19 protein-coding genes and 1 pseudogene are annotated in these 18189 nt (G+C 58.6%); 13 read left to right on the top strand and 7 right to left on the bottom strand.

The window, feature by feature from the left end:
- Window positions 1–4: 4 nt before the first annotated feature.
- On the bottom strand, window positions 5–1336 hold the full coding sequence (locus AC57B5_RS28740) for a hypothetical protein (protein WP_496400779.1): 1332 nt from the start codon (window positions 1334–1336) through the stop codon (window positions 5–7).
- A gap of 82 nt (window positions 1337–1418) precedes the next feature.
- Between AC57B5_RS28740 and AC57B5_RS28735 the strand changes: the two genes are divergently transcribed.
- From AC57B5_RS28735 to AC57B5_RS28710, 6 genes are all read left to right on the top strand, one after another.
- Window positions 1419–1883, top strand: coding sequence for a hypothetical protein (locus AC57B5_RS28735; protein ID WP_496400778.1), 465 nt, complete (start codon window positions 1419–1421; stop codon window positions 1881–1883).
- Window positions 1880–2002 carry a hypothetical protein gene (locus AC57B5_RS28730; RefSeq protein WP_496400777.1) on the top strand — a complete coding sequence of 41 codons (123 nt, stop codon included), beginning with the start codon at window positions 1880–1882 and terminating at the stop codon, window positions 2000–2002. The genes AC57B5_RS28735 and AC57B5_RS28730 overlap by 4 nt, the downstream gene beginning before the upstream one ends.
- Window positions 2003–2158: 156 nt before the next feature.
- Entirely contained in the window at window positions 2159–2392 is a 234-nt protein-coding gene (locus AC57B5_RS28725; RefSeq protein WP_496400776.1) for a hypothetical protein, read from the top strand.
- A 13-nt stretch (window positions 2393–2405) separates the two neighbouring features.
- Window positions 2406–2534 carry a hypothetical protein gene (locus tag AC57B5_RS28720; RefSeq protein WP_255247323.1) on the top strand — a complete coding sequence of 43 codons (129 nt, stop codon included), beginning with the start codon at window positions 2406–2408 and terminating at the stop codon, window positions 2532–2534.
- On the top strand, window positions 2512–2727 hold the full coding sequence (locus AC57B5_RS28715) for a hypothetical protein (RefSeq protein WP_496400775.1): 216 nt from the start codon (window positions 2512–2514) through the stop codon (window positions 2725–2727). Before AC57B5_RS28720 ends, AC57B5_RS28715 begins: the two co-directional genes overlap by 23 nt.
- Before the next feature lie 25 nt (window positions 2728–2752).
- The gene (locus AC57B5_RS28710) at window positions 2753–3082 is read left to right on the top strand and encodes a hypothetical protein (RefSeq protein ID WP_496400774.1); all 330 of its coding nucleotides are present in this window, start codon (window positions 2753–2755) and stop codon (window positions 3080–3082) included.
- A gap of 239 nt (window positions 3083–3321) precedes the next feature.
- On the opposite strand, the gene AC57B5_RS28705 is transcribed toward AC57B5_RS28710, so the two are convergent.
- From AC57B5_RS28705 to AC57B5_RS28695, 3 genes are all read right to left on the bottom strand, one after another.
- On the bottom strand, window positions 3322–3756 hold the full coding sequence (locus AC57B5_RS28705; protein WP_496400773.1) for a hypothetical protein: 435 nt from the start codon (window positions 3754–3756) through the stop codon (window positions 3322–3324).
- 13 nt (window positions 3757–3769) lie between these two features.
- Window positions 3770–4753, bottom strand: a complete 984-nt coding sequence (locus AC57B5_RS28700) for an endonuclease/exonuclease/phosphatase family protein (protein ID WP_496400772.1) — start codon at window positions 4751–4753, stop codon at window positions 3770–3772.
- A gap of 608 nt (window positions 4754–5361) precedes the next feature.
- Window positions 5362–5838 carry a hypothetical protein gene (locus AC57B5_RS28695; RefSeq protein ID WP_496400771.1) on the bottom strand — a complete coding sequence of 159 codons (477 nt, stop codon included), beginning with the start codon at window positions 5836–5838 and terminating at the stop codon, window positions 5362–5364.
- Between the two features lie 130 nt (window positions 5839–5968).
- Here AC57B5_RS28695 and AC57B5_RS28690 point away from each other — a divergent pair.
- The 6 genes and pseudogenes from AC57B5_RS28690 to AC57B5_RS28665 form a co-directional block, all read left to right on the top strand.
- Window positions 5969–6232, top strand: a pseudogene (locus AC57B5_RS28690) (DUF5131 family protein); the annotation flags it as partial.
- A 20-nt stretch (window positions 6233–6252) separates the two neighbouring features.
- Window positions 6253–6438, top strand: coding sequence for a hypothetical protein (locus AC57B5_RS28685; protein ID WP_496400885.1), 186 nt, complete (start codon window positions 6253–6255; stop codon window positions 6436–6438).
- A 1139-nt stretch (window positions 6439–7577) separates the two neighbouring features.
- Window positions 7578–9416, top strand: coding sequence for a DNA cytosine methyltransferase (locus AC57B5_RS28680; protein WP_496400770.1), 1839 nt, complete (start codon window positions 7578–7580; stop codon window positions 9414–9416).
- 69 nt (window positions 9417–9485) lie between these two features.
- Window positions 9486–9716: a DUF4224 domain-containing protein gene (locus AC57B5_RS28675; RefSeq protein WP_141836289.1), complete on the top strand. Its 231-nt coding sequence runs from the start codon at window positions 9486–9488 to the stop codon at window positions 9714–9716.
- Window positions 9713–10741 (top strand): tyrosine-type recombinase/integrase, encoded by a 1029-nt coding sequence (locus AC57B5_RS28670; RefSeq protein WP_496400769.1) that lies wholly within the window; start codon window positions 9713–9715, stop codon window positions 10739–10741. Before AC57B5_RS28675 ends, AC57B5_RS28670 begins: the two co-directional genes overlap by 4 nt.
- Before the next feature lie 413 nt (window positions 10742–11154).
- Window positions 11155–11589: a YbaY family lipoprotein gene (locus AC57B5_RS28665; protein WP_496400768.1), complete on the top strand. Its 435-nt coding sequence runs from the start codon at window positions 11155–11157 to the stop codon at window positions 11587–11589.
- Between the two features lie 72 nt (window positions 11590–11661).
- On the opposite strand, the gene AC57B5_RS28660 is transcribed toward AC57B5_RS28665, so the two are convergent.
- Entirely contained in the window at window positions 11662–12285 is a 624-nt protein-coding gene (locus AC57B5_RS28660; RefSeq protein ID WP_496400767.1) for a glutathione S-transferase family protein, read from the bottom strand.
- A 101-nt stretch (window positions 12286–12386) separates the two neighbouring features.
- On the opposite strand from AC57B5_RS28660, the gene AC57B5_RS28655 reads away from it, so the two are divergent.
- The gene (locus tag AC57B5_RS28655) at window positions 12387–12851 is read left to right on the top strand and encodes a ribonuclease HI family protein (protein ID WP_496400766.1); all 465 of its coding nucleotides are present in this window, start codon (window positions 12387–12389) and stop codon (window positions 12849–12851) included.
- A gap of 49 nt (window positions 12852–12900) precedes the next feature.
- Here AC57B5_RS28655 and AC57B5_RS28650 read toward each other — a convergent pair whose 3' ends face one another.
- Both AC57B5_RS28650 and AC57B5_RS28645 read right to left on the bottom strand, forming a co-directional pair.
- The gene (locus tag AC57B5_RS28650) at window positions 12901–13227 is read right to left on the bottom strand and encodes a tetratricopeptide repeat protein (protein WP_496400883.1); all 327 of its coding nucleotides are present in this window, start codon (window positions 13225–13227) and stop codon (window positions 12901–12903) included.
- A 984-nt stretch (window positions 13228–14211) separates the two neighbouring features.
- Complete coding sequence (locus AC57B5_RS28645) at window positions 14212–18030, bottom strand: ExeM/NucH family extracellular endonuclease (RefSeq protein ID WP_496400765.1); 3819 nt, start codon at window positions 18028–18030, stop codon at window positions 14212–14214.
- Between the last annotated feature and the right edge of the window lie 159 nt (window positions 18031–18189).

Here is an 18189-nt window from a genome sequence, read left to right as displayed (position 1 = left end):
ACTACTAACTGCGCGTAGTACCGGATACCTTTTGGTCATTACGCAGCAGCTGCACGATTTCTCCCGCAATTTCCTTGACAGCCTCAGAGCGGATGGCATCAAAGTTTATGCCGCTCTTCCTGTTACAGACGCCTTGGATGCTGGTTGGGATCAACCCAACTTCGCCTTCACCGCCAAACACATTTTTATATCGGATGTTGGAGCATTCAATTTTCTGCTCAGATTTCTTGCCAGATATGACTTTTGATCCCTTGCCAGCAGAATCGCTGACATTCATGCTCCAACTGATCTCATAGTTGGTTGTGGTGGTATCGTAAAGAACGCTGGCATTCTTCGGAATCAGCAGTCTCGTAGCAAAATCCAGATCGCTAACCGTTTGCGTTCTGACAAGAGGATTTCCAGGCCGCTCAGTAATGCGCAACCGCGCGATGGTCAGCTTTCGCTTCGCCTCGTCTTCAACAGTTATCCACTCATCAAAATCTTCAAGCGCCTTGGGAAGCTCATCTATGAACGGATCGTTGCTGTCGGAAACGATCTTCACTTGAAGCTCCTTCTCCGCCCTAGCCTTGGCGGCCAAGTTGGGAAGGACAGTCGCCACCTCTTCCTTGAGCTGCTTTTTCGAGAGGTCTGCGCGCGTGACGAACTGCAGAACATGCTGTTCTATCACTGGGTCGCGGGTCGCTGAGTAGACGGCAAGAACTCCAGCAAGGTCGCGCCACGCGCCTGGCCCCAGTGACTTGACCAGGTCAGCCATTTTTGTGCGCACAACCGGCAAAAGCGCAGCAGCCTTTGTATTGTCACTATTCTTCATGGCCGAGTAAACGGACGCATACGCCTCCAAATCCGGCAGTTCTCCATTGAGAGCTCGCCGATACTCAGACTCGTACGCTGCGCCCATGTACTTCGGCAAATCTGGATAACTCTCCTTCAGCTCAGCATTCAAAATCGTGGGTTTCAAGATAGCTTGCTGCGCCAATTCCTTATAAAGAATTTGGTTGATATCTGCCGCTTGCGCCGCATCCAGCAATCCACCTCTTTGAGCATTGGCCATATACAAGACCATGTCCTTGAAGAAGGCGCGATTCTTTTCTTTATATTGAATGAATTTTTTGGTGTCTTCGTAGAACTGCAGTTGATACTGAGAACCGGCGGCATCCTTGATTCTTGCCACCAGCTTATCAACGTCGTCTCTGCCGGCCTTGGCCTCGTAGTAACTGACCGAGTACAGAGCACCAGAATAATTCTTATCCTTGATAGCCCTATCTTCATAAGTAGTAGCGCAAGCGGTGAGAAGAATGCTCAGGGCAATGGTGCTGCCAACCGTCCTCAAATTCATATCTGCTCCAAACTTTTGACACCCGAGTTTACAGGTTGTCACGCCATACAGCCATGCCCTCGCTGGAGCACCTCAGCTATGAATGGCACATGTGGCTTTCCTTTCCGCCGGGCCTGGGTTTCTCGCTTCGCAACCACCAGCCATCTCGCCCACGCAGCCGCCACGCGGCACCGGCCGTTTTCTTCGTCCACCACTGGAGATCTGCCATGGCAAATGCCATCCCACCGCATCGCCCACCTCGCAAGCCAAGGGCCAAGCATCTGAGCATGCCTACCCGGAATTGCCTGGCTCACATCACCCAGCTTTCTGGCTCGCCGCCTATTTCCGGGATCTGGCGGAAACCGCAGCCTTGGATCAGCTCTGCAAACGCAGCCACGCAAAGCGCGGCCCCGGCACGGACAACGTTACCCAACTTGCTCTCTATGGAGCGCGCACCAAGCAGACAGATGAAACGAGTGCGTCTGCAGCACGAACCCGGGAAGACGGCATGCTGCTCTACGCCTGGCCCGGCACCACGTTTTTCGACGCGGCCACGCAGCACCAATGAGCCCGCCGTACCCAGAGACACCACCGCCGACGCCACCTGGCCCGTTCTGGCTGGCCACCTACTTCCGCGACCTGGCCGAAGGCGCCGTGATGGAGCGCGAAGGCGCCGGCCACCCCTGATCTGGAGCGCATGCGCGCTGCTGAGCAACGCAGGATATGCGGCACTGGACGAGGCCAGGCACAGCGGAATGCTGCTCTACGCCTGGTGCGGCACCACCTTCTTTGACCAACCAACGGCCCGCCACTGAGCGGGCCGTTTGCTTGCCGGAGACCCACATGCAACTCGCCCGCATCACCCGCCCCTCCACGCCGATCACCGATCAGGCCTTTGTCTACCGCCGCAGCGAGCACACCAACGTGGCCCAGACCTTCGCCAGGGCGCGCGAGCAGCTGGCCAGCGCTGCAGTTGCTGCCACTCCACCCAAGCGCCGTAGCCGCAAGGCCAGCACGGCTGACGCGCCCGCCGCAACCAAGCTCCAGCAGATCCCGCTGGAATTGCCATCCCTCTGATTACTGGAGTCACATGCGCACCTTCACCATCAAATGCGGCTGCACGCAGCAGCAATTCGTCGGCGCCTGCACGCAAGACGCATGCGCCTGGGCGCTGGAGCAATTCGGAGACCGGCCCTATGTCGTCATCTGCCACCGCTGACCGCGAACACCACTGGGCCTGCGACTGGCACTACGCGCTGCGCCACGCCTTCGCACTGGCCGACGCCCACGCCCTTGCCGCTCGGCAGGCACGTCGCCCGCTCATCACCCAACGCGCCGCGTGGGCTGTCCAGTTCGACCGCTCGCGCGGCCAGATCCACCGCCTTCTGCACCTTGACGGAACCCCGTCCTGACCCCGCCACTTCACAGGAGACCACCATGGCCCGCCAAATCATCATTGCCATTTCCGCCGACGACGAGGGCCGTGTTGCCCTGACCACCAACCTGCCCCGCCCGGTGCCTGGGCGCGGCCTGCACACCGAGGACGCAGCCGCCCTGGAGCTGCTTCGCATGGCCCAGCACCTGCCCAACCTCGAAACCACCACCTACGACGCCAACCATCTGGCGCCGGATGTGGCCGAGGCCTTCGCGCTGATCCGAGAGCTGATCGACCCCGATGGCTTCGGCTACTCAGTCACCCCCGAGGTCTCCAACGCCGCGCGCCGTGTGCTGCAGATCAAGGGTCAGCAGGTAGGGCTCTCGCAATGAGCGAGAACACGTCAAATCTTCTTGGATGGAGCCCCTTACTTGAGCACTGTGCTATTCAATACAGCATGGGTAATAAATCAATAGGCAATACGAATCTTTGATCAGGCATTTGGCAGATCCTAAAACGATGCTTCAGATATAGACGAGGATAATGCTCTAGACTACCGAGGAAAAAAAACAACAATATCCTGCAGATTGAACTACAGCACCTCCTCTCAAGAGGCTAGCAGGTGCGCCCTTTAAAATGGCACATCGTCGCCATCCCCCCGCCTTCTTATTGCAAATGCAATCGTCTGAACCAATTTAGAACCAGGATCAGTTAGAAAGTCTTGAAAATAATTATCCAACTCTTTACGATCTAAAAAAGCCTGACTAGCCTCGAAATTCTTAATGTTAGCTAACATTCTACCAGTAGTAATAGGGTATCCTTGACTACTAATAAAATACACACCAAGACGAGCACGTCCAACTACATTATCATCAGGAAGTGGAATAACTTCCACTGAATAAAATGTTCCATCGGACGAATCATTAATCTCGTGAATGTCTATGCTTAAATTCGGAAGTATTGTTTTCAACCCCGCTTCAATTTCAGCAAGTATTTCGATAAAATCACCTTTCGCTGTATCATATCCCTCATTGATTCCAACAACTATTTTATTGATAATTTCCAAGTATTTAGACATATCAGCCCTTAAAGAAAATATTTGTATAAACAGGAAGATGATCCGACAGTCCAATATACCTCGCACCTCTTTTTTGGAAGCTCAAAGGCAGATGATCTGGCAAAAATTCCGGCAAATTAACTATGTGCGTATCATTTTCATCAAGATGAGGAAATCCTTTAGATATAAGACCTTGACTGACAATCAATTGATCATAACTGTGCCAGCTCTTTTTCAGTTTATAATAAAACGTGCCAGCAGAGTTACCCAAACTATTGGGCATTCCTCGTAGATATGCATTTTTCTCGCCCAATAAACGCCATGTGCAGTTGTACAAATGGACTCTTCGGCGATCGTCATTTGACCAGTGCTTTTCTCCAGCACGAGCTCTATGACGATGAGCATTCATATATTCCATCGCCTTTTCAAAAGGCTCTTCATTTAAGTCACCAACAATCAAAATACTGCGATTCTTCGTTTTATCCTCATTAAGATAGTTGTAAGAATATTTACCGAGATAATCTGCCATCGCCCCTCTTAACAATTGAGCCTCATCTTCGAAGCGCGCCTGCCAATGACAAAAAATCAGTCTTACAGTCGCATCATCCTTTTCAACATCTATAACAGCCATGGGACGCGTATTTCTTGGCATATCATCCACCACAATAGGCTTTTTCTCAGTCAGACTACATCGGCAAGTCTTTGACAAAAAAACAGCTATTTGCATGCTGGGTTTTTCCGGAATTGCATCAAGAGATATTAAATCGTAGTCACCCAACAATCTATTTTGAAGATCTTGAGCAGCGACTTTAGTAATTTCACAGAATGCCAAAACCATCGGTTTTCTTTTAAGAGCAAAGAAGGCTCTTAATGCAGCATCCACCCGATTGCACTTCTCCTCATACTCAGTTTTGTCTTGAGGCCAACGATCCCCCGTTTTTTGAGAATCGAAATGATAGAAATTATTGATATTCCACCAAAGAATATCTACTTCAGCAGCACTCATACTCAAGATTTTTATTCATATAGAAATGAAATTACATCTGCAACCGCGACCTATTAACAACAATTTAACACATTACGTTTGCTCATGCAGATACCATGTGCCAGGAGTTTGAATTCTTGCCAAGTCTACCTTGTCACTATGCTGTTGTTTTTCTGCCCTAGTTTACAAAAAACTTGGTCATAGCTGTGCTTCACCAACAGAGCCGAACTCACACCGCACAGGCGCAGACCAAAGCACACTGTATAACCCGATCAAGAGCTTGATCGTCGCTGACCTACGAAGGCCAACGTCACCTCCTGGGCCATACCAAGCACAGAGCCTTCACGAACGCGACCTTTACTGTGCCATGCAAGTTGCTGAACTGGATCGTGGGCAAAACTCGAAACTCGATGCTCATTGCTTAGACGCCGTCGGGGACGATTCCGCTTCTGTTGTATGACGGAGACCGGATTGTCCCCCATTAAAATGGTTCGCTCTTTCAAATTCATCCATTTGCTTGAAAGATGCAATAACTCCATCAGCAACACCTTTTGAATCGAGTGTCACTGCCCTAACGCCGTTAACTCTTTTGAATATGAGTTGCGAATGCTGATTTATACCAACTGCTATCAATCCAAGAAAACGAATAAAATCACGGGCATTTTTTCATTCGACCGTTCCTCATAAGCCTTGGCTGTAACTGATATCTGAACTGCCATAAGCTTAAGATTAATAAACGCATGCATTACGTCAGGCGGAAAAACCTCTGGCCTTATCAGACGAATGGCGGCAATACTCTCATTTAAGGCAACATTGGTCAGAACAATTACCCCTTTCTTGTTTCCTTGCACACCGCAAGTGAGTCCTTGAGTCGCTTCTATCAGACTGATAACAAAATGCCTTGCATTTATCACCGCGCCTTTCTTTTCAGTCCTAATTGGAGTCCGAGCTATCCATATAGCGACAAATAGCGCAATAACAGAACCAATTGCTTGGACCCAACTAGACCATTCTGATTTTGTCATGCACCAGACAAAACAATGATTTTGAGATTGTGCCGAGGCCACGGCAGAACCGATACCAGAAATCAATTGATCGGCATCCATCGCCCTCTCCTCCCACGAATGGAGAATCCTACCCCTTAGAGCCCGTTTGGCAGCCACCTTTCGGGCTTTTGGCATGGAACCCACAATTTCCGAGACAGAAGCCTAACGCGACATCGCAAAGCTGCTGGCCGTGCCGGCGCGCGTGCGCTTCCTGAGCATTGAGCCACTTCTGGTGCCTGTGGACCTCAGGGTCATCGACATCAACGGCGACTGTGAGATCTACCCGCAGTGCGCCCCCAACCAATGCGTCAACGAAGAACATGAGCCAGCGCCAGATCTTCCGGCCCTGGACTGGGTGATCGTAGGCGGCGACAGCGGTCTAGGCGCGCGACCCATGCATCCCGCCGGGGCACGCAGCCTGCTCGACGAGTGCAATGCGGCCGGTGCGCCCTTCCTGTTCAAGCAGTGGGGCGAGTGGCTGCCCGCCAAGGAAGGCCGGAGCATCACCGGCAAGCCCTGGTACTGGAGGGCGCTGCGCCCTTCACCTGGCACCCAGAGTGGCACGCCTTCCCTGACGGCCAGCAACTGGCACGCATCGGCAAGAAGGGCGCAGGCCTCCAGCTGGACAGCCGCACCTGGGACGAGACGCCCGCCAACTGACTCCCGAGGCATGAGCACAGCGCGTGTAGCGCAGCCCTGACGCCTTCACCAGACACATTTTTCACAATTCCAATTGAAAGCTAACGCCCATCGCTTAGAGTACCCAAGCGCCAATAGCATTGAGCACCGCTTACGATAAAATTTCAAATCCATGCTCTAGACGAAGCTAAATTTCCCAGTTAATTTTATGCTCTATAAACAATTAAATGAATTCAGAGAATCCGTCGATAAAGATGAGGGATTGGCATCCATTAGAAAAACGCTTACCATCGTCTGCATAGTTTTTCTAGCCGTTAACTTGACGGGGGCAAGCGTTAAAGAAGCAAACACCATTCTCTTCAAACTAGAAATACAAAATAGCTCTGGATTAGTCCATCTATTTATAGCAAGCATAGTATTCCTCACACTCAGATACTATACCTACGCACAGCAATATCACTCTAGATTGAATTATTTCTGGAGAAAGAGACTAATCCAAAATTGGAAAATACTCTCATATGACCCTGAGACAGAAGAGTCTGTAGGTCTTTTATCAAAATTAATACCCTTTGGACCCAGGGAAGAACCAGGCATACGCGACGCGACCTACGAAATCACCGGATTATTCAAGAGATCCGTCTCTTATGTTTATGGTGAGGAGTATGACGGGAATGACTATACAACCTACATACATTTGTACAAGTTTAAAGGCGCCTGGAAATCAAGACACTACATCTTGATTTTGCTTTATGAAGCATATTACCAAATACAGGCAACTATTAAATATAGAGAAAGCCTCGATCTGCGCGCACCATATATACTTAGCGCTGCTGCTATAGCTTCTTACGTCTACAAAGACAAATTGCTTATTCTTTTAAATTAAACATTCAACAAGAAATGAGATGCCGGCCAACTGAACGCCGGCTAACTGGATCTCTTTCAAAGCCCGACCGGTGCAACCCGCTCGGGCTTTTTTTGTGTTATTGGAGCCACCCAAGAACTGGACCCATTCATGGGCCACGCCCCCGCCCGCGACCAAGGGCCGTGCCACACGACCACCCGAACCAGAGCCCGCACAACGCGGGCTTTTTTGATCTCCCTCGAAGCCGCCCGGCCCTGCCGCGAGCGGCTTTTTTTTGGCCCAAATTTCAAGGAGCCGCATGCTTACCCCTCAATTTCTCCTGCCCCTCGCGGCCAAGCTGGTGATCGACCTTTTCGCCGGCGGCGGTGGCGCATCGACAGGCATCGAGCAGGCCATCGGCCGCCCGGTCGATGCCGCCATCAACCACGATGCCGACGCAATCGGCATGCACGAGGTCAACCATCCGCAGACCAGGCACTACCGTTCCGACATCCGAGAAGTGGACCCCCTCGCTGTGACACGCGGCGAGCTTGTGAGCCTGCTTCACGCATCGCCCGACTGCACGCACCACAGTCAGGCCCTGGGCGGCCAGCCGCGCAACGGGGAAATCCGGTCGCTCGCATGGATCGTCATCCGCTGGGCCGGCAAGACCCAGCCCGATGTCATCACGCTGGAGAACGTCGAGCAGATGATGCAGTGGTCCCCGCTGATTGCGAAGCGCGATCCAGCCACCTGCCGCGCCATCACGCTGGACCGCACCACGGACCCCGCCACGGGCACAGCCACCTTCCGCGTAGCCGAACTCGGCGAGGTGTTGCCGCGCGGCAATCAGTTCCTGGTGCCGGACCCCAAGCACAAGGGCCGCAACTGGCGCCACTTCATCCATGCCCTGCGCGACTTGGGCTACAAGGTCGAATGGCGGGTGATCTGCAACGCCACCCTAGGCTCCCGCAGCACCCGCACGCGGCTGTACCTGATCGCCCGCCGCGGCGGCCTGCCCATCGTGTGGCCAGCGCAGACGCACTGGAAGAATCCGAAGGCGGGCCAGGAGCCATTCCGCCAGGCAGCCGAATGCATCGACTGGAGCATCCCCGGGCAAAGCATCTTCGGCCGCAAGAAGGAACTGGCGCCGGCCCCCATGCGGCGGATCGCGTATGGCCTGGACAAGTTCGTGCTGAACAGCCCCCAGCCGTTCATCGTGAACATGGCCCACGGCGGGAAAATCGAAAAGCTCGACCGACCCATGAGCACCATCGCCACGGAAAAAGGTGGCTGCCGCGCCCTGGTGTCGCCCACCCTGATCCAGATGGGATACGGCGAAGCCAAGGGCCAGGCACCGCGCGTGCTCGACTTGTCCCAACCTCTGGGCACTGCCGTGGCCGGCGGCATCAAGCACGCCGTCAGCTCGGCATACCTAGTGCAGGCCGGGCACGGCGAGGGCAAGGATGGCGGCAAGCGCTGGAGCCACGGTGCCAACGACATCAAAGGTCCTTTGGGCACCGTGACGGCCAGCGGCGGCGGGCAGAGCCTGGCATCCGCGTTCATGGTCCAGGCCAACGGCGGGTTCAACAGCACGCCGACCCGCGACCTGCGCGACCCTGTATCGACCGTGACCACCAGCGGCAGCCAGCAGCAGCTGATCGCCGCGCACCTGTGCACACTGCGCCGAAACAGCGTGGGCCGCGACATGCGCGAGCCCGTGCCCACCGTCACGGCCGGGGCCGAGCACCATGCCCTGATCCAGTACCACCTGTCGCCCGATCAGGAGGCCGGCGCCCTGCGCTGCGCCGCCTTCCTGATGCGCTACCACGCCAGCGGCGGCCAGTGGGCGGATCTGCGCGATCCCATGACCACGATCACCACGCGCGACCGCCTGGCGCTCGTGACTGTCTGGCTCAAGGGCGAGCCCTGGGTGATCGTGGACATCACTCTGTGCATGCTGGTGCCACGCGAGCTCTACAACGCCCAGGACTTCCCCCCTGGTTACGTCATCGACCGGACGGCCTCCGGCAAGCCCCTGACGAAAACGGCCCAAGTGCGGATGGAGGGCAACTCAGTGAGCCCCGTGCCCATGCAGCAAATCGTCTCGCTCAACTCCCCCGAGTCCACGGCCTGGCAACTGCGCCGCGCGGCTTGACCAAACGATTCCACCTACAACCCCGGCCCGCCTCACGCGGGCCGCTCTATTTCCAGAAAGGTGCCCACCATGAGCATCAGCCTGACTCTCTCTGAAAACGAAATCAGGGAGCTCACCCACTATCAATGGCCGTCCATGCAGCTCAAGGCGCTGCACAAGCGCGGGTTCTTCCGCGCCCGCATCAGCGAGCGCACGGGCAAGGTGCTGCTGGAGCGCGACCACTACCTGGCCGTATGCGCTGGCCCAGCGCCGTCCACAGCTCCGCGCGTGCGGCCGCCGCAGATGCGGAGGCCCGCATGAGCCCGCGCCGCAGCGACCTGCCGAAGCGCGTCTACGAGAAGGGCGGCGCCTATTGGCATGTCCGCGCCGAAGGGAAAAAGCGGATTTGGACGCGCCTGTCCACTATCCGTGACGGCCTGCCTGCTCTGTACCGCGCCCTGGCCGATATGGAGCAGGCAGACCAGGCCCGGGACAGCATGGCCGCACTGATCGCGGACTGGCTCGCGGAGGTTGGCAGCAGGCACAGCGTGAAAACGCAGGCCAACGACGCCTACCAAACGCGCACGATCTCCGAATCGTTCCAGGAGTTTCGCGCGCAGGAGGTCACCGCGCCGGCCATCGTGGAGTTCCTGAAACACTTCAGCGACAAGCCGCGCACCTACAACGCCTACCGCTCCATGCTGCGAGAGCTGATGCGGTTCGCCGAAGAGAAAGGCTACCGGCCGCCAGGCACGAACCCGGTAGACAGCCTCAAGACCATGTCCGTGAAGGCGCGCACGCGGTACATCACGGATTCCGAGGTGCGCCGCATCAAAGTTGCCGTGATGTACGGGGACGACGGCAAGCGCACGCGCTCCGGCCACACGATCTGCGCGCTGATCGACATGGCATACCTGACCGGGCAGCGCATTGGCGACCTGCTGACCCTGCGGTGGAGCGATGTGGGTAAGCAGGGCATCGCGTTCCAGCCAGCCAAAACCGAGGGCTCGACCGGCGCCCAGGTCCTGATCGCATGGACGCAGCGCCTGCGTGACGTTGTGGACCGCTTGCGAGCGCTCCCCAACCAAAGCCCTGATTTCGTGTTCTGCACGCTGCAGGGTCAGCCTTACACCTACTCGGGCGCGTCCACTGCCTGGAAGCGGGCAGTGAAGCGGGCAGGCGTCAAGGACTGCCATTTCCACGACCTCCGCGGCAAGGCCCTGACCGATGTGGACCGTGGGCGCGGGATCATGGAGGCGCAGCGCATGGGCGCCCACTCCACCCAGTCCCAGACCGCCGACTATGTGCGCCACAAACGCGCGCTGAAGGTGGACGCGACACGCTGAAATTCTTCTAACGCGCCTCTGCGCTGCCTATGGAAAATCACCATCCTTGCAGATGTGCGCGTTAGAAGAAAACAGCGCAAGTCGTTGATTCCACTAGTTCGCCCGGCTGCTTTGGGAGCAGAGGGTCACGAGTTCGAATCCCGCCGCTCCGACCAAATGATTCAAGCCCCTGGTTCGAAAGAGCCAGGGGCTTTTGTCTGTCCAGATCGCAAGTGTTCAACCGAGCGTCGCCAGCGCAGCGCCCGCAGCACGGGCACAAACCTTTCACACCCTTGCCTCCAAGACTGGCAACCAGCCAGTAGATCGGCCCATGCGACTTTGGGAAATGGCAGCAGCTTGTGTTGAGCCTGCTCCTACAGCCCCGCAAGCCGCGCCAGGCCAGACTGGGACTCCCAAATCAAGAAGGAGCTCCAATGAATTCCAACAGCCTTCAGCGCCGCACAGCCCTGGCCCTCGTGATGTCCGCAGCACTGCTGGGTGCATGCGCCCAGACCCAGCCGGCGCCCAATGCGCCCGTCACTGCGGTCATGGGAACGGTCGACCTGAGGGAGCCCGCTCCGCTTGCGCCCGATGCCGTGCTGGTCGTCGAATTGCAGGACACCTCGCGCGCCGATGCTCCCGCCCCGGTGATATCCCAGCAGTCCATGCGGCTCGAAGGCCTCAAGCCGCCCTACAGCTTCAAGCTGCCCGTCGAGCCCAGCCGCCTGAATCCTGCCGCGCAGTACACGGTCACCTCACGCATTACCCAGGGCAACCAACTCATCTTCATCAATGACACCGTCAACCCGGTCCTGACCCGTGGTGCAGGCTCGAAGGCCGACATGATGCTGGTGCGCGTCGCCCCCTGACCCCCACCCCTTGAACAACCAAAGCCCGCAGAAAACCTGGCGGGCTTTGTCACGCAGGGCGCCAGACCACCATCAAGGCATGCCGTTGGCGCCGTGCAGGCGAAAGCCCGGTAGCTCGCAAAGCCGTTCGTAGTAGGCGCGGACTGCAGGCAATTCAGGGCGCTCCATGGGCGCCGACATCCAGCGGTGCGTGGACAGGCCCAGCACGATATCGGCCAGGCTCAATTGCGCGCCAGCAGCAAAGGCGCCGGTGCGCGACAACTGGTCCTCCAGAATGCGCATGTGGCGATGCCAGTTCGCGATGCTGCCGGCCAGTTGCACGGGGTCCTGGTGCTCGGGGCTGTTTCTCACCAATCCCATGAAGGCATAGCGCCAGGCATTGTTCAGCTCGGTGGCCTGCCAGTCCATCCACTGCTCGACAAGCGCGCGCTCGGCGGGCGCTGCCGGCAGCAGGTCCTGCCGGTCATGGCGGGCCGCCAGGTAGCGGCAGATGGTATTGGACTCCCACAGCACCAGCGGTCCATCAAGCAGCACCGGAACCATCGCATTCGGATTGAGCGCCAGAAATCCAGGCTCCTGCGTCGATCGATAGCATGAACCCCATTCCTCCTGGTCGAAAGAAATTCCCAACTCCACGCAAAGCCACAGCACCTTGCGCACATTGATGGACGATGACTTGCCCAGAATCCTGATCATTCGCTGCCTTCTTCGGTTTCGGTGATTTGCAGACCTGCATTGTCCGGCGCCATCCGACAAGAAATGCGACCGAACCCCCACCACTGCCGCATGATGCAGGCATGCCCCTGGAAAAGCCCTCATCACGCCCAAGCGCCTGCGGCCCCGCGCCTTCAGATGCCGACCTCTGGACTGCCTACATCGATGCAAGCGCCGTACCCAACCCCGGACGCATGGCCATGGGCGCCGTCATCACCGCACCCGACGGACGCCGCCACCTTCTGTCCGAGCCCTGCCCCGAGCGAGGCTGCAACAACGAAGCCGAACTGCGCGCCCTGATGGCCGCGCTGCAGGCCCTGCAAACCCTGCAGGCGCGCCGCCTGAGCATCTTCACGGACAGCAGCATCCTGGTGGAGCAGTTGACTCCATCGCCACGCCCCATCAAGCCCATCGCGCGCCTGGCAGACCTCTTTGACGAGGCCCGCACCATGCTGACCGGGTTCGAGCACGTGCAACTGCGCTGGATACCCCGCCACCGCAACACCGAGGCCGACGCCTTGGCCAGGGAAGCTCTTTTGCAGGCGTGAATCCCGCTCCGCACCCGCACCCACACACACCCTTTCGCAGGGTCTCGACTCAGGCCGCCTGCTGCCTGTCCAGGCGCTTGAGGAACACACCAATCTCCTTTACGACCTGGGCATCCCCCTTCTGCTGCGCGCAGGCCAATCCCGTATTCCACGCCCGCCGTGCTCCAGCAGCGTCACCCAGCGCCAGCAATGCCCGGCCCAGCAGCTTCCACGCCACCGAATAGCCGGGATCGAGTTCAGTGGCCCGCTCCAGGTGTGAATGAGCCACCCCAGGCGCCTCGTTTTCAAGATAGGTCTTGCCCAAGGTACAGCGCAGCAGGGCCGAGTCCTTGCCGGATGCGAGCAGGACCTCAAGCCTTTGCGTCATTTCATTCATCTTCAAACCCCTTTCAGCGGCAACACAGGCCCATGGCTCCAGCGGCAAATTCTGCCTCTGCTATAATCCCGTGGTTGTCTGCGCAGGCAATGCTGTATCTCACGCCGGCGCGTCGTGCACTACGACGAAAAAAACAACGGTGACAGCCGCAGAGACGTTCTGCCGTAAAACGAGGGTCGCGTAAGAGCCATCGTCCACATTCCCAGAAAAAAAGCCCGCTCCACAGCGGGCTTTTTGCATTGCACGGCGCATTGGGCTTGAGGCGGTTGCATCGGAGTACAAAAAAACAGCTTTACGGCTCAGATGCATGCAACTTCGGCTGCTTTGACCCCATCAAGCACCTTGTTTCAATTTACACTTGACAACCAGGAAGGACCGGAGACGCAGACGCAAGCGCTCTCATTCAAAACCCCTAGCATGTGTCCTTCCTGGATTGATCGCATGGAACGCTCCATTCAGCGCCCCGGCCGCCTCCGCAGCCGGGGCGTTTTTTCTTGAGCGGCACCACGCCAGATACCAGCCCAGCAGGCGAAAACCGCAAAACACAAGCTTTTTCTAATTCCAGAGAAGTTCTGGGTTTATTTGAGAATGATTCTTGTTTGCGTATATCATTCAACCCATGCTGCAGCATTCATGGTGCTGCAGCAGTTCAGTTTCATCGTGGGGCGACTCGTCAGGCCAGTTCAGCCTGCAGTCGTTTTTGCCAGCCAGCGGTATGCCGGTTAGCCAGGCTCTTTTTCAAGCACGATCGTTTCTGGATATCTCTCTCATTCCTTGCACCGAGACGGCGTCCGCAGCAGCAGACGCGCCACTTCGCACCCAGCCCGGCCATCATCAAGCATCGGCCTGCGGCTGCACACCAAGATCCTCTCCCACCCATCCCTCTTGCACGCAGTCGGGCAAATGCCTGTCCGCAGTTTCCCCTGCCCCAAAGCAAAAAGCCCGGCCTGCACGTGGTGCAGACCGGGCCTTTTCACGGCAGCATCAAGGGTTGCGTCGGCGCAGACGGATGGCCAGCCCACCCATCATCAGGCTCAGCAGCGCGACCGCCCACTCGCTCAGTGACGGAATCGCCGCCGGCGTGCCGCCACCGACTGCTGCAGGCAGCACCAGGGCCGAAGGGTCTTCGACACGGCCATTGGCCAGCAGATCGTCATCGCCCAGGCCACCATCGCGCAGCACGAAGGAGACGACGCGACCCTGCAGCGTTGCAGGTATGCGGTACCAGTGCTGCGTGGTGTTATCTGCCGTGCGGCCCCACTTCCAGTATTCAGCACCACTGGGCAGATCGTTCGGATAGGTCAGCCTGACCGTCACGAGCGCACCCGCATCACAGCCATCGGTGTTGAGCTTCAACAGCCCGTGTGGCACCACCGCCCCAGGACGTGGAGTACCCGGTGCCGCCATGACCTGCGGCGGCTCAGCCAGGCGGCAGTTGGCACCACCGCCCACGACCTCGCCCGCAACCGCAATCTGGCTTGCTCCGGAGATGTTGAATCGATTGGCCGGGTCCACCGCGCCGGCTGCGGTCGCCAGCAGCGGATAGCTGGCCGTCACAGCCGCATGGACGCCATCGCTCACGCTCAGTTGCAGGCTGGCCGGGCCGGCTACCGAAGCCATGTACATGGCGGCGCGCAATTGCTGCGACACCTGTTCGGGGCTGCCGCGCAGTTGAATGCCGGGCTGTGCAGCATCGACATCCTCCAGGCCCAGCACCTGTCCGCCGCTGGCGACGATGGACAGTGTGACGACGGGGCTGTCGGCATCGGCCACCACCAAGTCCGCCAGATCGGCCGCCTGCCCCACCACCACCGCCTGCGCATTGGCAGGCACGCCACTGAACGATGGCGCCTGGCCACCGAAATTCAGGCCCAGGAGAATGGGGTTGTGGTCACTGGAACGATAGGCGGTGGGCGCATAGAAGCTGGCCTGCTGATCGAGCGACTTGAACTCGACGTTGTAGTCGAGCACCTCGGGCTCCTCGGCATTGATGGCCCACTTGACCGCACGCCCCACGCTGGGCTGCAGGCTGGCGCTCACCAGCACATGGTCCAGCGAACCCCACATTCCGTCGAATGCATAGGACAGCCCCTGGGAGACCTTGACATAGCCGCCGGCCTCCAGCGTGGTGATGGGGTCTTCCTTCGCATAAGCGTTGAAATCGCCCACCAGCACCAAGTGGGGGCTGGTCGCGCCTGTGGGCCGGGTTGCCAGCCAGTTGCTCAGTTGCTGGGCCGTCTTCACGCGCGCCGCGTTGTTGGCGCCCTGGCCGTCGAGCACGTCCGCATTGCCCGCGCCACCGAGCACGCTGCCCTTGGATTTGAAATGGTTCACCACCAGCGTGAACTGCTCCGTGCTGCCGCCCACGGCAAAGGTCTGCGCAATCGGCACCCGGGCTCCACCGATGCTTGGGTTGAAGGCATCGTAGGTAGAGACATTGGGTGCCGCTGCGCTGCCCACCGGCGTGACACGGTCGCTGCGATAGACGATGGCCACGGTAATGGCATCCGTGCCCGCACCTGGCACCGTGCCTGCAGCCTCACTGAAGGGAGCCTTGACCACCTCATACACGGCGCCGGCAGGCTTGTCCGCACTCGCGTTCAAGGCGTCGGCCAGATCCTGGATGGCGCTGCCTGGGCCAAAGCCATTGTTCTGCACCTCCATCAGGCCATACACATCGGCGCCCAGCCCCAGCAGATTGGCCACGATCTTGGCGCGCTGCCTGTCCAGCTCGGCAATGCTGTTGGCACCGCGAATGCCCTGCTGGTTGCCCAGCGGCGTGTTGAACATCACCTGGGAAGAGCCGCTTGTGGCACCGGTCAGGTTGAAGAAATTGAGAACGTTGGCCGATGCGATCTTGAGTGTGGCCGCCCCCACGGCCTGCTGCAATTCGGCAGCTGAAGGTCGCGTGGCCCCCGTGAACTGCGGCATCTGCGTGGGCTGCACGCGGTAGCTGGTCAGATAGGGCTCGCTGGCGGCAGCATCAAAGAACTGGTCGAGCACGCCGATGACGCGGTCCACGCCATCGCCAGCGCGCAGCGTGTTGGACGCCGACAGCGGCAAGCCGCCACGACCCGGCACGAACTCGGGATTCTGGGCCCCCGAGCGATCATCGAGAATGATCTGGCTGCGCTGCAGCGTCTGCACGTAGGCTGCATAGCCCGCCACGCTGGGAGCGTTGACTTCGGTGTACTGCGCCAACGGCGTATCGGCAGACAGCGTGACATTGCCGTAGCGGCCCAGCGTGCGGTTGTCGCTCACCACCAGCTTGCCGCCTGCGGTGGCGGATGCCACCTCCACACGCATGCCTTCCAGACGCTCCCATTGCCCCATGTCGCTGACAGGCAGTGCGATGCGCACCGGCTCCGGCAAGGCCGCCGCGCCGCGGACCACGAAGTCCGTGATGGCGCTGAGCTGGGTCTGATTGCGGAACTCGCTCACCGAGGCGGAAATCTGCACCAGCTTGCCCACCGTGCTCTCATCCACGCCAGGATTGGCGTTGCCGTAGTAGACAAAGATGCCTTCCGAGGTAGCAGCATCGCCATCGGAGTCTGCCGCCTCTTCCTGCACGAAGAAGCCGCTCAGTCCAGGCATATAGGCCGTCACCACGGCACTCACCGTCACCTTCTGCCCCACCAGCGGAGACTGATCGCCAGAGCCCTGGACCGCAGAAATCCTGGTGACCGGCGGCTCGTCTCCTGTCGTGAAGCCCAGCGTCGTGCCGGTCCACACATTGCCCGAGGTATCCAACACCGGCTCGCCCACGGAAACCAGGCTATAGGGCGTATTGACCGCCAGCCGCACACCCGCGTTGAGCGTGATGGTCGAGCCACTGAATTTCACCTGCGCCGCATCGCCAGCCTGCAGCGTTGCCACCACCGTTCCGCCCTGGCGCAGTTCGAAACTGCCGCTACCGGGCTTCACCGCCTCATCGAAACTCAGCTTGATTTCGGGATTCAGCGCCACCCCGGTCGCCGCCGCCGCGGGAATGCTTGCCTGCAGCGTGGGCGCCGTGGTGTCCGGCAGCGCCAGGGTGATGGAGACGTCATCAATGGCCAGGCCGTGGTCGTTGCCCACATCATTGAGCTCTACCCAACGCAGCCACAGCGTGGCACCTGGCGCCCAGCCCAGGCCGCGCAGATCCCCTCCCACATTGTTCACCCGCCCGGCCACATTGCCGTCCACGGCGGCAGCAGTGCCAGTGGCAACAGGCGATTGCCAATTGAAGTTCGCGCCGGCAGGCAGCCATTCAGGCACGTCGGCAAAGGTGGCTCCCATGCCGTACTCCAGCACCATGGGCTGCCGTTCCGTATTGCCACCGTTGCGCCATTGCTCGCCGTTGAATCGCAAGGTGATGCCATCGACCGAGCCACCCGTGTCATTGCGCACTGCCAGCGCAATCCAACCCGCTACGGCGCCCTGTGCCGGGCTGCCAAAGTAGGCCCCGCCTGATGCCACGCCCCCCAAGGCACGGTCCGTGCTCAGCCCCAGGCTGTAGAAGCTGCCGGTGTTGGAGGCACCATTGCCAGCGACGTAAGAGGTGATGGATGCCAGGCTCTTGTTGAAGAGAAACCAGCCCGGCAAAGTGCTGTTATTGGCCCAGGCCAGCCCCGCCCCGGACGCGGCCAGGGTGTCGAAATCCTGCGTGTAGGTGCCGTTGAAGGGAACCTGCGCCCATACCCCGGCAGATGCCGACAGAAGCAGGCCCGCACCATACAGGCGCCAACGATGGCGCTGCAATGGCGCACTCATCGGATTGGCCGGGTTGAAAACAAATGGAATCAGCGTGGCAGCAATGGACATGGATGCGCAATAAAAAAACAATGCGCTCCCCCCCATGGTTGCGCAACTCCCGGTTTATCGCGCATGGAGATGACCAGCCTGTGACTCGGCAGATGCTCCCCCGTCCTACGTGCAGACTCGCCTCTCACCCATCGGCCGACCTGCGCACGGCAGGCATCA

The organism is Delftia sp. BGA-UO-ETr-SB1 (genome assembly GCF_059567865.1).
The sequence above is the reverse complement of the archived record's forward strand: the minus strand, read 5'-3'. Positions and strand labels throughout refer to the sequence as shown.

Bases quoted from the DNA above. Each gene is read 5' to 3' on its own strand.
- AC57B5_RS28655 (WP_496400766.1), top strand. From the start codon at position 12,387: ATGCCCCTGGAAAAGCCCTCATCACGCCCAAGCGCCTGCGGCCCCGCG.
- AC57B5_RS28725 (WP_496400776.1), top strand. From the start codon at position 2,159: ATGCAACTCGCCCGCATCACCCGCCCCTCCACGCCGATCACCGATCAG.
- AC57B5_RS28720 (WP_255247323.1), top strand. From the start codon at position 2,406: ATGCGCACCTTCACCATCAAATGCGGCTGCACGCAGCAGCAATTCGTC.
- AC57B5_RS28715 (WP_496400775.1), top strand. From the start codon at position 2,512: ATGTCGTCATCTGCCACCGCTGACCGCGAACACCACTGGGCCTGCGAC.
- AC57B5_RS28730 (WP_496400777.1), top strand. From the start codon at position 1,880: ATGAGCCCGCCGTACCCAGAGACACCACCGCCGACGCCACCTGGCCCG.
- AC57B5_RS28670 (WP_496400769.1), top strand. From the start codon at position 9,713: ATGAGCCCGCGCCGCAGCGACCTGCCGAAGCGCGTCTACGAGAAGGGC.
- AC57B5_RS28660 (WP_496400767.1), bottom strand. From the start codon at position 12,285: ATGATCAGGATTCTGGGCAAGTCATCGTCCATCAATGTGCGCAAGGTG.
- AC57B5_RS28710 (WP_496400774.1), top strand. From the start codon at position 2,753: ATGGCCCGCCAAATCATCATTGCCATTTCCGCCGACGACGAGGGCCGT.
- AC57B5_RS28665 (WP_496400768.1), top strand. From the start codon at position 11,155: ATGAATTCCAACAGCCTTCAGCGCCGCACAGCCCTGGCCCTCGTGATG.
- AC57B5_RS28645 (WP_496400765.1), bottom strand. From the start codon at position 18,030: ATGTCCATTGCTGCCACGCTGATTCCATTTGTTTTCAACCCGGCCAAT.
- AC57B5_RS28700 (WP_496400772.1), bottom strand. From the start codon at position 4,753: ATGAGTGCTGCTGAAGTAGATATTCTTTGGTGGAATATCAATAATTTC.
- AC57B5_RS28735 (WP_496400778.1), top strand. From the start codon at position 1,419: ATGGCACATGTGGCTTTCCTTTCCGCCGGGCCTGGGTTTCTCGCTTCG.
- AC57B5_RS28695 (WP_496400771.1), bottom strand. From the start codon at position 5,838: ATGGATGCCGATCAATTGATTTCTGGTATCGGTTCTGCCGTGGCCTCG.
- AC57B5_RS28680 (WP_496400770.1), top strand. From the start codon at position 7,578: ATGCTTACCCCTCAATTTCTCCTGCCCCTCGCGGCCAAGCTGGTGATC.
- AC57B5_RS28675 (WP_141836289.1), top strand. From the start codon at position 9,486: ATGAGCATCAGCCTGACTCTCTCTGAAAACGAAATCAGGGAGCTCACC.
- AC57B5_RS28650 (WP_496400883.1), bottom strand. From the start codon at position 13,227: ATGAATGAAATGACGCAAAGGCTTGAGGTCCTGCTCGCATCCGGCAAG.
- AC57B5_RS28740 (WP_496400779.1), bottom strand. From the start codon at position 1,336: ATGAATTTGAGGACGGTTGGCAGCACCATTGCCCTGAGCATTCTTCTC.